Genomic DNA, 13,310 nt, shown 5'->3' with positions numbered 1-13,310 from the left:
TCATGTTTTCACCTGCCTTCTCAATTGTTCCGGATCCTCTTCATGAGCCACTTGTCCCGATCGTCGTTGCTTATTATTGACAGGGTCTTCGCGGCGTCCCGGTACCGATCTCATGGCAATCGTCGCAAGTAAGCATTGGAGCTGTTGCATGGCAATCTACAAGGGCGCATTGGCATTGCTGGGAAAGTCGGAAACCGACGCAGCGGTCGTGGATTACTTGAAGTCGCTGGGTGCGACGCTCCCGCTCACGCGACCGCCACGCGGCGAGAAGGAAACGAACGTCGAGGTCCCCGGTCAACAGATTGAACTGCTCTTTACTCTCGGAAGCGAGTTGCCGAAAGGGACGCGCTTTGCGGAAGGGGAGTTGGTTCTGCGTACATTCTTCGTTCTTCCGGAGGAAGCCGGAAGACCGATCGATGGAACGCCTTTCGATCTCGATATGACCATGACCCGGGAGCAGGCGCGAGCAAAGTTTGGAGAGCCGGAATGGAGCAGCGGTGGTAGTTTGAAAAACGATCGCTGGGTGCTTGGAGACAAGCGGATGCTGCTAAGCTTCACCTCGGACGAACAGCGCATCCGACAAGTGTCAATGTCGCAATTGTTCGAGTGAGCGGGTGGCCGCTTCATCCTCTGTCGGCCTGAAAGCGCTTAGGCCGCTCTCCACCCCAACTGGGACATTCAGCCCAAACAGCCGAGCGACCGCTTTAGCGAAATTTGCGGCCCGCATGAACGACCGCAATAGAGCTTGAGCCAGATGCCTTGCGAGCGTCTTCACCTTGACAGGATTCGAACCCTAGATCCGTCTAATCACACCCTATGCAACTGGAACTATTAGAGGATCTGTGGCAATCTAGCATACGGGTTCGCTCGATCGGTACCTTCGGGTTACACATCAGTAATCCTGTCGAGGGAGGTCTTATTCAATGATTTTATCCCATTTGGGTCAGAGGTCTTAATCGGCGAGACGATGCGCATTGCGAAGAGGGCGAGCGGCACAACAAGCGCAGCGACGGTAGAGGTAGTGAAATACAGCCACCATGCAGCATTCGATAAACTATTCAAATTCACTACGTCCGACACGCCGTTGACATTCACGACCAATCCGGCAACCGCAGCGCCCAAAGCGCTAGCGAACTGTTGAATAATGGGGATAGACGCCGAGGTTAAATCCTCTTCGCGAGGCAGTGCGCGAGATAACACCGAACTTTGCAGATGTGGCCAACAAACACCTATCCCTAAACCCAATCCGGACAAGCAAACTACTATCGCGACCGTTTCGTTTCGGTCGACGGCGACCCTGGGCACAGGAAGAAAAATTGAAAGCCCTACAAACGACAGAAAAACAACGATGGGCCCAACGAGGACGGCAATTCGGGCTTTTCGTCCGATAAGTCCCGCGGAGCAGATCGCTCCCAACATCCATCCAAAAGCGATGGTCGACACCATATAGCCAGCCCAAAGCGGTTGCTGTTTTTTTAAGAGCTGCAAGAAGTACGGTACATAAATTTCACTCGCTTGGCAGGCGCAGATTAAGATCATCATAAGGTACAAAATGAATAACGGTGAGTGCATTGAGAATGCACCCGTGGGAAGGAGTTTTGCCAAGGAATAATTCTCGCGCCACACAATCACTGCCGCGCATATAAATCCGAGAAGAAGAAAGGCCCCTGCAATGAGAATATTCAATTCTGCGGCGGTGCCAGCCAACGAAAGCAACATGATCGACACCGAAAGAAGAACAATCTGAAGCAATGGTGGCGGCGAGTCTTTCGAACCAGCAAACTCCTCAGGCAGTACTGACCATGCAATGAAAAAGAGAAAACACGCCGCAGGCAGAAGTATCCAGAAAGAGAGCCGCCATAATTCTGCGGCAGCCATGACTCCGCCGATTGCGGGTCCCAATAAAGTCGCCCCCCCCCACACCACCGACATCAAAGCCAATGCTCTCGGCCATAAACTTTCTATAAATAACGCCCGGACCATAGAATAGGATATGGCGACAAGAATGCCCGCGCCGAACCCTTGAACAAAACGCCCTAAGAGCATGCTCTCCATGTGCAGCGCAGTACCACAGAGAAGGCTGCCGATGGCGAATGATGCCGCTCCGGTTGCGTAAACCTGACGAGGCCCCAACCCCGCCGGATGGTGGGCAACAAACACCGATGCGAGTATCGAGGCCACTATGTAGAGAGTAGTGTTCCAAGCGAGAAGATCAACACCACCAATATCTTTTACGATTGAGGGCATCAACGTCGATCCAACAAAAATGTTGATCGCGTGCAAAGCTATTCCGCCACCCAAGACCACTATCTTAGAAAAATTACCGCCTAAAAACAGCGACTTCCATTCCGCAAGAACACCCATTTAGATCCCTATCGAAACAGCTGTTATTCTGGGCTATATACCTCAATTGTCCATCCATCGGGATCTTGGAAATAAAGAGCAACACGAGACGTTCCTGTCATCTCATAGATAGTTGCCTCGGGATTGTTTCCCCTTACAAGGGTGACTCCATTGTTGCTCAGATGCTCCCCCCAAAGCAGCACTCCCTGGCGGTCAGTCCGAATTCCAAAGTGGATCCTCTCATCAGGTTTTCCTTGGTAATCGACCGCTTCCTCCAAGAAAAAATCGAAACCGCGGAAAGACGCGGCGATCTTCCTGGGGCCCAGATGGTTCACATACGAGAAGCCCAAAACTTCGCTGTAAAACGCCCATGAAATGTCCAAGTTCTTCACCAGGATGTTGAGATGTTTTATCTCGCTGACTTTTATTATTTCCAGCGTTGGATTAGACGCCATGATGATCTCCTTCAAACAGCAGTTTCTCAACTGCTCTGTTGACGGTCAGAATGGGTGATAAGCGATACGTTGTATCTGTGATCGAGAACCTGTCACTGATCATTCGGCCGCCATTAACTGATTATAGGGCACATCTAGTCTCACACTCACCGAAACGGTTTCGTCGCAAATGGTCACACCATAGACTCTTCCGTCGTAGCAACTCGCCACGAAGCTGCTTGTTCGTACATCCGTCGAAATCGATGAGATGCCGCTGGTGCTTGGGCGCACGACATTGAGCCACGTATTAGTCTCGAGGTTATACACTGCGATGCGTCCGCCGTAGTCTCCCGTGGCGATGTACGTTTCATTAGCAGCGACACATTTCGAAGAGTTTCGATGAGGCGTTTTTATTTCCTCTATCTCGCTCCGTCGCCAAATCCGTAAGGTTAGGTCCCTGCTCACGCTGCAAAATACGCCTGGCGCGACGACGGCACATCCGTTTGCGATCTGGCGGTGCTTTCCGATCCAAGTCTCAATGACTGAAAACGAGCCAATGGAGGCGACGGCCGCGTTGCGGTTGGCGCTAACTGCAAAGATCACTTCGCCATCTGTCGCCAAGCCCTTGATCGCATTTTCGTGCATCTTGATCGACGTCACGACTTCAACCTTGCCGTCGATCTCACGAATGATAACCACTTCGCCGGTGTAAGTTCCGATTGCGGCATGCGGAATATCATCGCGCAGAAACGCACATCCACAGTTTAGGGGAGAGTGGTGTTGATAAACGACTTCTCCCGTCATCGCATTGTGAATACTCCCCATCTGGCCGCCGGTCACGAGAGTGCTGCCGAAGCGCGTGAAAAAGTTGCAAAGACCGTTCATATCGGCAACAAACGCGTTGTCTTTCCTTACAATGCCAGCGTCGCCGACCGTATACAACGCGTCTCCAACTGGCAAAACCGCGTTCACACTTTTGCTCGCTTCATAGTCAATATCGTGCCAGGTACCGTTTCGAATATTGTAGACTGCATAGGTCGAGCCGAACGTGGCAAAAGCGATCTTCTCTTTACCCACGAAGGAGCAAGACCGAGGCCAGATTATATTTGGCAATGCAGCCTCGGCGAGTTTGACGATCGCTTCCGCATTGACTTGCCAGATCTTCATCTTCCGATCATAACTGAGACTGACCAGTTGCCGCGACACCGGAGAGTAAACAAGTCGTTTGATGCCGGCTTCATGTGCAGTCACACTCGAAATTGCTGTCTCTCCGCGCAGGATCGATATACGGCCTTCATCATCTCCCGCAAAAATAAGTCCCTCGGGGGTTATCGCTACCGTATCGGTTTCGATTCCGTCAAAGTTGCTGACAGAGAGTTGCGAACCATCGCCGGCTCTCCACTGGCGAACGGATCCGTCGTCGCTGCTCGAAACAATCTCGGTACCTGAAGGCATCCACGCGACCGAGATCACATCAGCAGTATGTCCGAGGCAAGTTGCCAGATGATTGCCGTCAATGTCGAAAATGCGGATCGAATGATCTCGTGAGCAGGTTGCGACACGTTTTCCGTCAGGGGAAAACGCCACCATCTCGACGTCATCTGTATGACCCGAAAGGACAGCTCGCAACCGCATTGATGGGACGTCCCAAATGCGTGCTGTATAATCGCTACTAGCACTGGCGAGCAGATCGCCAACGGGAGAGAATACGCACATGTTAGCCAGATGGTCGTGATTGACCTTGGCCAGGGCTTGATGCGACCGCGCATCCCAGAGGATCACCTGATTGTCGTACCCCGCGCTGGCGACGTACATATCCTGGAAGCTGGCAACGCCGCTGATTGGCGCGATGTGTTTCATGATACTGTTCTCCTCGTTTGTGGAACAAACTCAATGTTATGGCCTGCGAAAGCGACTTTGCTTTCGAGGTATCGGCGATTGAACTCATTGAGGTGAACGCCTGTTGGCAAAGCCTTCACAACGGCGATACCGGCCTCTCGGATTTCTCTTACTTTGAGAGGGTTATTGGTGATGAGGTGGATCGCGCCAAGTCCGAGAGCCAGAAGCATCGCACCGGCGGCTTCAAAGGAGCGGGGATCGGCGGCATGCCCGAGACGCACATTCGCCTCGAAGGTATCCAATCCTTCGTCCTGGAGTTTGTAGGCATCAAGTTTGGCGTTCAAACCGATCCCGCGTCCCTCCTGGCGCAGATAGATTATATATCCACCACATTCAGTCATGCGCTCAATCGCCTCGTTCAATTGAGGGCCGCAGTCGCATCGCAAAGACTGAAAAACGTCTCCCGTGACACACTCGGAGTGCACCCGAACGAGAGGCAGACCCTCAATCAGATGCGGGTTCACGCAAAGGGCAAAATGTTCCTTGCCATCGAGGAATCCATCGAAGGTGATGAATTCCGCGATCGCTTCTTTGATTCCCAGCGGGATTGTCACGCGCTGGCGAACAGCAATCTTATGTGATGCCATTTTCTCAGAACCTCCCGGATTTTGATTCAATGACGCAAAAAATCGACCGAGGTGTACTCAGCTGGAATCTAGTAGTTTTTACTTAAGCATTTGTTTTTATACGATTTTATTTCGTAAACGCTTAACTCAAACTTGTCTTTGGCGCAATTGTTAAAGTACGATGCGCCTGACAATTCCAGCGAGCAGACAGATGGGTGACGCGCAATACATGACTGCGCTAACTCTCATCAGCACCGGTTTGGGGGCGTTTTCCCAACCCGTCTGTCGGATACGTATCGTCCTGGACGGCAAAATCGTCGGCCGCGACATTACAAGTCCGATCGGAGGACCGCATGCCTAAAAGAATGCATTTCGAGAGGCTGGAGCGACTGCGAAGGGCGCGACCGCCTACAATAGGACCCTGTATTGGTGGTAAAGAACGGCTGATGCTCGTACCTTTGGGAGCCGATGATGTTTGTCCGACGTCGGTTCTCGAACTCATCAATTGGGCAGCGTCAGTTCCGGATTGCTCTGAGCGATACCTTACAAGGAGCGGAGGACGTTTTTTCAAACTGCCTGCACTGCAGGCGAGATCGATCGCGAGACATTGGCCATCAGGGAGGAGATCAGATGGATATAAATATGCCCGGCGTCAGCCGCTACATCGGAGATGCCGCCGATATCAATGCTATGTCGGACCGGGAAGCGCTTGGTACCGCGGAAGGCTTTCGTTCATGTCGTTTTGACTCGATCAAGGGTAATATCTTCGCTTTGAAGGGCAGCGGCAACGAAGAACTCGCGGCCGTGGTGGAATCGGCGTGGGCATCACTGGCCGATCGTCTGGCTGCAGGGATTTTGCTGGGGTTGATGGGAGACCATCGTCTGGCTGCAACGGCTCCTTGCATGATTGAAGTGCCGCGGGCGCAGGTCAAGATTGGAACCTCACCCACTGAGGTAGGTGCGATTTGTGCGCGACATCCGGATCTGGGATTGAAAGAAGAGTGGTTGATCAAAGAGACCCCGTCGTTTGAGATCAATCTCGAGGCTTTCAGAATCGGCAAATATCCGGTCACCAACATCGAATATCGCCGCTTCTTGGTCGAAAACCCCAGGGAAACGCCACCTACATCCTGGCCGTTTGGTTATTTTCCCTTAGAAAGGAGCAATCATCCCGTCTATTCCGTTAGGCCGGAAGCAGCCGACCGATATTGCAGATGGCTGTCCGAAAAAACCGGTCGCCTCTTCAGGCTCCCGACCGAATTCGAATGGGAGTACGCCGCCGCCGGCTCAACTGGTCTTGAATACCCATGGGGCGACGAATTCGACCCCGAAGCTGCCAACACCCTTGAGCTCGGTCTCTTCCGATCCGTGGCCGTTGGTTCTTTTGCAAAAGGCGCGTCTCCTTTCGGTGTTTTTGATATGGCGGGGACGGTCGAAGAATATGTCAGTGATTGTTATATGCCTTATCCCGGTGGCGAGTTCGTCCGTGACGATCTCGTCTCGTTTCTGGGCGATAAGTATCGGGTCGCGAGGGGTGGATCATTTACGCGGTTTCGAGACATGGCCCGTTGTCGACGCCGACATGGCGGTCCGCTTGACCGTTCGTTTTACGTAATGGGTTTTCGGCTGGCAGAAACGATCACATCATGACGTCGTGGAGGCCAACCCAAAATTGTGAACACAACTAACATTGACCTCTTTATACAATCGTGATCCATTTATCTCGCATAGGTTGAATATCAGGCGGGAGGCCTGCTATGTTCGATAGAAATCCACCGGCTTTCGAGACGCTAGAGGATGCCAGACGTTACCTCAGGTCCTTTGTGGGCATTGCAGGCATAACCAACCTGGCGTACCTCGCAATCTCGCTTCCTTTTGCGGAGGACGCCGCTCCACTCGCCATAGCCACCTACTCGGCAGAATGGGCGAGTCATTACCTCGGCAGGGAATATTTCCGAATTGATCCTGCAATTATACAAGGCCTGACTGGCATTCTCCCATTCGATTGGAGTTCACGACCATACACAGGGGCCGCAATAAAGCGATTTTTTGGAGAGGCAAAGGAATTCGGGGTTAGCCACCAAGGCCTCTCCTTCCCCATTCGGGGCGCCTACGGCGAAAAGGCAATGTTTTCGATCAATAGCGATCTCTCTTCCCGCGACTGGGAACAATTCAAATCCCTGAGATTTGGCGAAATCGCCATGTTTGCTTACTTTTTTCACCTCGAGGTTCTGGCCTTGTGCGGTGCAATGGAGATTCAAGCGCCTCAGTTATCAAAGCGCGAAACGGATGTTTTGAAGTGGGCCTCAGAAGGCAAGTCCGCTTGGGAAAGCGCAAAGATCATGGGCTTGACCGAGAACACGGCAAACTTCTATCTCCGAAATGCGATCTCAAAACTATCCTCGTCCAACAAAACTCAGGCGGTTGCTGTTGCCGTGCGCCGGGGCATATTATGAAGTCAATACTCAACTAATCGAGTATTTATCAACACGACATGCATGAATATGTTGCGACCGTCTTGGAGGAGCGGTTTGATGATTATTTTCGATTATGCCGACCAGCTCGCGCAAACAAACAAGGAATTGCTTGACCAGCTCTATCGACTTCGAGCCCGATCGTTTCTCGACAGGAGAGGCTGGTCTGTCGTCGTCAACGCCGGGAAAGAAATTGATCGCTTTGACAAGCTAAATCCGCTTTACGTTCTGTCGGTGAGCCAGCAGGGGCAACTTCTCGCATCGCTCAGGCTCCTCCCCACAACAGGTCCTCACATGCTCTCGGACGTTTTTCCCGAGACAATGAGCAGGACACCTCTCATTCGCCATCCGTTGATCTGGGAAAGCTCCCGATTTTGTGTCGACACCAAAGCCGTCACTGACCACACTGACCACGGACTAAACTATACCACCGGCGAGCTGTTGACAGGCCTGTTTGAAATTGCGCTTGGTGCGGGTGTTCTGAACATCGTGTCGGTCTATGATTTGTTCCTTGAGCGTATTCTCCGCAGGGCGGGATGTCGGTTCGATCGCTTGGGATCGCCTTACGAGTACGACGGCTTACCTACCGTTGCCGGCGTCTTTGACGTGTCTGCCGACTCGATCCGTTCCATTCGGGAAAGATCGGGGATTCGAGGCGATGTCTTTGAAGATTCTTCAGATCCGCCCAAAATCCAGCGGAGAGCTTGAAGAGATGGAACCAGCACCCACTGATATGTCCTCAATGAGTGTTGCAAACGAGCTTGCGACCCTCACGAAAAGAGAAAAAGACGTGCTTCGGCTGATCGTACAGGGGCGGTCTGCCAAGGAAGCAGCTGTGGATCTCGCGGTCAGTAAGAGAACCATTGAGGTCCATCGATACAATGCCATGAAGAAGCTTCGCGCCAAAAATACAGCGCAGATTGCGTTTCGATATGCCTCTCAGCTTTTGGCAAGCAACTGAGGCATGTCTTGCTGTTGAGCCGACGCATGCGTCACTCCAACGAACTATGAAAGCAGCGGATCTGGCGCGAGCGTGCCCTGGCCGGTGATCCTACTTGGCACCTGGCATGCCTGCTGATCGCCAAGCGCGGCTTCCTCCGACTACTTGCAGGACTTGGTCCGAGTGTGTGCAGTGATCGGCATAACCCAAACAAACAGGAACGACGAGGAAGAAAATGAGCGATGCAATTCCAGAAATGACGGTAGGCTCCATTTTCAGGATGGGCGACCAGTTTCATGATTCAGCGCTTCTACATTTCGCCGTCGCCGAACGGCTTTTCGATGACCTTGTTGATCAGACCAGCGCTGCCGAACTTGCAGCACGCCGCGGTTGGCTGCCGGAGAAAAGCGAAATCGTCCTTAACGCGTTGACCGCTTTGGGATTGCTTCGCAAGACTGGTGAGAGGTTCCAGAATACGCTCTCGTCTGGCTCATTCCTTCGCTCCACATCCACAGAGTTCGTTGGTCCCATTATCGATCATCAACGGCTACAATGGTCCCTTTGGTCAATGATAGGGCAGTCTCTTGTCACACAGCATTCCACCGTGCATCAGCAGGAGAATCGGCTGGCCAGTGACAGCAAGGCCAACGCTGCATTCAATCAGGCGATGATACGGCTCGCAAAGGATAACATTGCCCAGTTGTTGGAGAGCGGCCTGTTTGCAGGTGCCGGACGAGTACTCGATATATGCGGTGGACATGGTGCCTATCTAGCGGAAATAGCCAAACAATACCCGAACGTTACCGGTGAGGTCTGGGATCTGGCGACGACAAGAGAAGTTGCAGAGCAACAGTTCCGCTCGGGTTCCCTGGAGTCCCGCCTCAGTTTCCGCGAAATTGACATACGTAAAACTGATTGGCGGACGGATGAGCAGTGTGATCTGTGCATGCTAAACGACTGCTTGCACTATTTCACCTACGCCGAAATCCAGGTGATCATTGAGGGCGTGGTCTCGCTACTCCGCCCGGGCGGCAAACTTATCATTCTGACGATGACGCTTGATCCCACCGGGACGGCGCCTCCCAGTGCAGCAGGCTTTTCACTTCACATGATGCTGAATACGCGTCACGGCAAACTTCATCCCACTGATTCAATTGTTGAGTTGCTGCGTGGGGCAGGCCTGCAAACGACCGCAACGACGATCGGGGCACTGGCTCGCTACACGATGATCGTCGGCGAAAAATAGCTAACCATCAGGAGGCGCCGGTGGAGAAAGTTGCGATCGTTGTGTGCGCAATCGACGGAATGGAAAGCATGGAGACCGGTGTCGGTGTCGTCGTCAACTCATTCATTGAACACTTCTCGGAGGCGGTCGAAGCAGAAGTGTCGGGCACTCAAGTTTCGGTCTCTCTGCATTGTTTTTTTCCTAAAATGCTCGAAGGGGCAACTGGGCTGCGCGAGGACCTATTGGCAATAACAAAGCAGAAATGCGCCGAGACAGGCGGAAACATCGTCTGCCTCCCCACGTTGTCGGACGCACGCGATTGGACCAGCATGTGGTTCGGCACTTCGATGAACTCCGTTCTTCAGCAATGGTCTTTCTTGAGCCGCGAAGCAGCAAAGAAGCTGGATGAGCTTTGCGAGCGATACGATCGAGTGGTCGCGGTTCTTCACGACACGCCCTTTGCGGCGACGATGAAATATTTGAAATCTCCTGAACGCCTCTCCTGTGTTTGGGTCCCACACAGCCTGGGCTCGATATTTGACATTGATACGGACAGGTACGAATTCGAAAGGCACGCCATACAAATACACACTTCGCTGCACGGTCGGGTGGGGTACGTCAGCGGGTTTTTCCAAACAGTACTTCGCGAGCAATATGGCGTGTCTCAAGTCGATATGTTGGCCTTCGAACACGTGCTCGACCTGAATTCCTCGCGCTATCAGAAAAAATTCGGTAGCCGATCAGATTTTATCGACCTACTGCCGACAGCTAGTCCCCTCATATTCTCTTGGGGGCGCTGCAAGCCACAAAAGGGATTCGATCTCATTCTCGAGGCAGCTGCAACATTCCTCACCGACCCGGACTTTGATGAGTACCACCTGGCACTACTGATGCCGGACGCGACCGCCGAGCCAGACTATCTCAATCGTGTCAAGGCGTTGGCGGAGGTGCTACCGAAAGACCGAGTCACGATCGGGTGGGAATTTGATCCGGACGCGCCCTATGCTGTCCTGTCAAGCCGTAACCTTAGGTATGTCATTCTGGCTTCGAGATTTGAGGCATTTGGAATCGTTGCGTGTGAGGCAAAAGTCTTCTGCGCCAACAAAGTGAGAATCCTCTTCAGTCCTATCGAACCGTTCATAAGAACGTTCGACGGAACGGAGAATTCCGTTGTGCTACGCAATCTGTCTGCCGGCGCAATTCTCGACGCCCTCCGGGCGGGGAGCGAAAGCGCCACAGCACGAACACACGACACAGAGGACTACTTAACCAGACAGCGGGAAATAATCGGCGCGCTTCTTCGCCCTGGCACAGTCACCACAAGATCCATTTGAACTGAATCGGAGAGCAGAATGCGCATGGATGATCGTTTTGAAGCGTCCGTTATAGTTCCGACCTATAACAGGGCGCAGTTATTGGACTGGACATTGCAGAGCCTTGAGAGGCAAGTGACTCGTCACGCATTTGAAGTCATCGTCGTCGATGACGGGTCATCCGACGACACACAGGCGATCGTGGCGCGACACACCGGTGCGCTTTGTTTACAATATCATTTTCAGGAGGATATCGGCTTTCGCCTTGCGGAGGCGCGCAATACCGGGATCATCGCTGCCAACGGAGACATCTGCATATTCACTGACGCCGGCGTCCTGCCATCCTCTCGTTTCGTTGATGAGCACGTCAATTGTCACAACGAGGACCTTCGGTCCGATGCTGCAGTCGTCGGCTACACCTATGGCTTCCGCGGACAGATGGAGGACTATGCCGATTTCGAGCATCTCGTTGATCCCGATGATGTTACCGCGACCATCCTGCGGTTGGAAACAGTGAGGTCAGGTCACGATATCCGGGACGAGAAATTCTACGCAATTTATGGAGAGGATCTTGCGGTACAGCCTGCACCTTGGGTCGCTTTTTGGGGCTGCAATATTTCCGCAAAACGTTCCGCCCTCATGAAAGTTGGAATGTTTGATCCCAACTACAGAGCCTGGGGTTTTGAAGATCTCGACTTGGGCTATCGTCTTTTTGTTGCCGGAAACCGGTTTTGCTTCCGCCGAGCGGCAACAGCGGTCCATTACCCGCAAGAAAAGGACAATGAACAGTCCGACCGATCGGATGTTGAAAATAAGAAATATTTTCATCGCAAGTTTAGGAACAGGGAATCGAGTCTGATCTCGATGACACCCTATAACCTCCGGCTCAACGGCATGATGCTTGCAGGAATGTATCCGCAGGTCTTCAATGAAACCTTTCTTGAGGCCGCAGGATGGTGAGCACCAAAGTGGCTGTTAAGCCGGGTGCCATCAATCCCTGAGTTTTGACTGCGTTACCGTTGCCTGGTTGGCACGCCCGAGGCCTGGAGGGACAGATGAATATGGAACAGACAACCGCATCGAACCGAAAGAATAACTATCGCGGTCTCGTACCGACGCTATCAGCGGATCACAAGCACCTTGGCGGAAATATCAAGTACGGCGATCCCTTTACATACTGCCCGTCTGTATTGCGGTACGTCGTATCCCGCTTTGCTGTCCGAACCGCCTTGGACGTAGGGAGCGGCACCGGCTATGCGGCAGACTTTCTCTACAGGCAGGGCGTGAGCGTTATCGCAGTGGACGGCCTTGGCGAGAACGTCAGGAACGCAGTTTACCCTACCCTCATGCACGATCTCACGAAATCCGCCGTTCATTGCAACGTTGATCTCGTTTTGTGCCAGGAGGTCGTTGAGCACATTGATGAAGAGCATCTCGACAATGTCCTCTCCAGCCTGTGCTGTGGGAAAATCATAGTCATGACTCACGCACTGCCTGGCCAGCGCGGTCACCACCATGTCAATCTACAGCCGCCGAAATATTGGATAAAGCATCTCGAAGACCGTGGTTGCGGGTTATTGGCCGAAGATACGGATCGTATCCGTCGATGTGCGGAAGTCGATGGTGCATCCTTCATGCGAGATACCGCACTCGTTTTCGCGAACTATGCCAATTACTAACTGGACGGTTAGCCAAACCGGAATGTTTCTTACGCCATCGCACTTTGGTGAAGCGCACTTGGCGTCGTGAGGGCAGACGGACTGTAACCAGGCCTTTCGCGTACAAAGAAGATCTTCGCGGCGCAGTACTCGCTCGGATGTACTGCCAGTACCACCGAATTAGCCGATGGAAGGGCCACTTTATTTGACCATCAGCACTGAAAGGAAGTGATTCAGTTAATCCCCGACGAGGTGCAAGGCGCCAAAGCACTGAGGCACCCATACCGCAATCGGTTTTTGATGACGAACGCAACGAGGATCATTGATATGTTTGCGCAAAATGTTGAGTGCGAATTTGATACTGAGCGGGCGCTGATCAGTTCCACGATCACCCACGCAGATCCCTATCCAAAGTTCATAAATCCGAAACGCTGGCTGGAAAATCGGGAAATCCACGC

General features: G+C 52.7%; 13 protein-coding genes. 9 read left to right on the top strand and 4 right to left on the bottom strand.

Annotated elements, in window-relative coordinates; all coding sequences use genetic code 11:
* Positions 1–148 precede the first annotated feature (148 nt).
* Complete coding sequence (locus J5276_RS29395; RefSeq protein WP_209159739.1) at positions 149–610, top strand: hypothetical protein; 462 nt, start codon at positions 149–151, stop codon at positions 608–610.
* A gap of 275 nt (positions 611–885) precedes the next feature.
* Here J5276_RS29395 and J5276_RS29390 read toward each other — a convergent pair whose 3' ends face one another.
* From J5276_RS29390 to ribA, 4 genes are all read right to left on the bottom strand, one after another.
* Entirely contained in the window at positions 886–2,364 is a 1,479-nt protein-coding gene (locus tag J5276_RS29390; RefSeq protein ID WP_209159737.1) for an MFS transporter, read from the bottom strand.
* A gap of 23 nt (positions 2,365–2,387) precedes the next feature.
* On the bottom strand, positions 2,388–2,798 hold the full coding sequence (locus J5276_RS29385) for a VOC family protein (RefSeq protein ID WP_162993114.1): 411 nt from the start codon (positions 2,796–2,798) through the stop codon (positions 2,388–2,390).
* Positions 2,799–2,897: 99 nt separating this feature from the next.
* Entirely contained in the window at positions 2,898–4,637 is a 1,740-nt protein-coding gene (locus J5276_RS29380; protein ID WP_209159735.1) for a WD40 repeat domain-containing protein, read from the bottom strand.
* On the bottom strand, positions 4,634–5,263 hold the full coding sequence (gene ribA, locus J5276_RS29375; RefSeq protein WP_078053779.1) for a GTP cyclohydrolase II RibA: 630 nt from the start codon (positions 5,261–5,263) through the stop codon (positions 4,634–4,636). Before ribA ends, J5276_RS29380 begins: the two co-directional genes overlap by 4 nt.
* 609 nt (positions 5,264–5,872) lie before the next feature.
* On the opposite strand from ribA, the gene J5276_RS29370 reads away from it, so the two are divergent.
* The 8 genes from J5276_RS29370 to J5276_RS29335 all read left to right on the top strand — a co-directional run bounded on the left by J5276_RS29370 (position 5,873) and on the right by J5276_RS29335 (position 12,873).
* Positions 5,873–6,892 carry an SUMF1/EgtB/PvdO family nonheme iron enzyme gene (locus J5276_RS29370; RefSeq protein WP_209159733.1) on the top strand — a complete coding sequence of 340 codons (1,020 nt, stop codon included), beginning with the start codon at positions 5,873–5,875 and terminating at the stop codon, positions 6,890–6,892.
* A 107-nt stretch (positions 6,893–6,999) separates the two neighbouring features.
* Positions 7,000–7,698, top strand: a complete 699-nt coding sequence (locus J5276_RS29365; protein WP_121593434.1) for a LuxR family transcriptional regulator — start codon at positions 7,000–7,002, stop codon at positions 7,696–7,698.
* A gap of 78 nt (positions 7,699–7,776) precedes the next feature.
* Positions 7,777–8,424 (top strand): acyl-homoserine-lactone synthase, encoded by a 648-nt coding sequence (locus J5276_RS29360; protein WP_121593432.1) that lies wholly within the window; start codon positions 7,777–7,779, stop codon positions 8,422–8,424.
* Entirely contained in the window at positions 8,375–8,677 is a 303-nt protein-coding gene (locus tag J5276_RS29355) for a LuxR C-terminal-related transcriptional regulator (RefSeq protein ID WP_121593430.1), read from the top strand. The genes J5276_RS29360 and J5276_RS29355 overlap by 50 nt, the downstream gene beginning before the upstream one ends.
* A 214-nt stretch (positions 8,678–8,891) precedes the next feature.
* Positions 8,892–9,902: a methyltransferase gene (locus J5276_RS29350; protein WP_209159731.1), complete on the top strand. Its 1,011-nt coding sequence runs from the start codon at positions 8,892–8,894 to the stop codon at positions 9,900–9,902.
* A 20-nt stretch (positions 9,903–9,922) separates the two neighbouring features.
* Positions 9,923–11,215 (top strand): glycosyltransferase, encoded by a 1,293-nt coding sequence (locus tag J5276_RS29345; RefSeq protein ID WP_209159729.1) that lies wholly within the window; start codon positions 9,923–9,925, stop codon positions 11,213–11,215.
* 18 nt (positions 11,216–11,233) lie between these two features.
* Positions 11,234–12,154, top strand: a complete 921-nt coding sequence (locus J5276_RS29340) for a glycosyltransferase (RefSeq protein ID WP_121593424.1) — start codon at positions 11,234–11,236, stop codon at positions 12,152–12,154.
* Between the two features lie 95 nt (positions 12,155–12,249).
* On the top strand, positions 12,250–12,873 hold the full coding sequence (locus tag J5276_RS29335) for a bifunctional 2-polyprenyl-6-hydroxyphenol methylase/3-demethylubiquinol 3-O-methyltransferase UbiG (RefSeq protein WP_209159727.1): 624 nt from the start codon (positions 12,250–12,252) through the stop codon (positions 12,871–12,873).
* Positions 12,874–13,310 lie beyond the last annotated feature (437 nt).

This window comes from Agrobacterium sp. S7/73 (assembly GCF_019355535.1).
GTDB classification, from domain to species: Bacteria; Pseudomonadota; Alphaproteobacteria; order Rhizobiales; family Rhizobiaceae; genus Agrobacterium; species Agrobacterium tumefaciens.
The sequence above is the reverse complement of the archived record's forward strand: the minus strand, read 5'-3'. Positions and strand labels throughout refer to the sequence as shown.

Bases quoted from the DNA above. Each gene is read 5' to 3' on its own strand.
- J5276_RS29395 (WP_209159739.1), top strand. From the start codon at position 149: ATGGCAATCTACAAGGGCGCATTGGCATTGCTGGGAAAGTCGGAAACC.
- J5276_RS29340 (WP_121593424.1), top strand. From the start codon at position 11,234: ATGCGCATGGATGATCGTTTTGAAGCGTCCGTTATAGTTCCGACCTAT.
- J5276_RS29335 (WP_209159727.1), top strand. From the start codon at position 12,250: ATGAATATGGAACAGACAACCGCATCGAACCGAAAGAATAACTATCGC.
- J5276_RS29380 (WP_209159735.1), bottom strand. From the start codon at position 4,637: ATGAAACACATCGCGCCAATCAGCGGCGTTGCCAGCTTCCAGGATATG.
- J5276_RS29360 (WP_121593432.1), top strand. From the start codon at position 7,777: ATGATTATTTTCGATTATGCCGACCAGCTCGCGCAAACAAACAAGGAA.
- J5276_RS29370 (WP_209159733.1), top strand. From the start codon at position 5,873: ATGGATATAAATATGCCCGGCGTCAGCCGCTACATCGGAGATGCCGCC.
- J5276_RS29355 (WP_121593430.1), top strand. From the start codon at position 8,375: ATGTCTTTGAAGATTCTTCAGATCCGCCCAAAATCCAGCGGAGAGCTT.
- J5276_RS29390 (WP_209159737.1), bottom strand. From the start codon at position 2,364: ATGGGTGTTCTTGCGGAATGGAAGTCGCTGTTTTTAGGCGGTAATTTT.
- ribA (WP_078053779.1), bottom strand. From the start codon at position 5,263: ATGGCATCACATAAGATTGCTGTTCGCCAGCGCGTGACAATCCCGCTG.
- J5276_RS29350 (WP_209159731.1), top strand. From the start codon at position 8,892: ATGAGCGATGCAATTCCAGAAATGACGGTAGGCTCCATTTTCAGGATG.
- J5276_RS29365 (WP_121593434.1), top strand. From the start codon at position 7,000: ATGTTCGATAGAAATCCACCGGCTTTCGAGACGCTAGAGGATGCCAGA.
- J5276_RS29385 (WP_162993114.1), bottom strand. From the start codon at position 2,798: ATGGCGTCTAATCCAACGCTGGAAATAATAAAAGTCAGCGAGATAAAA.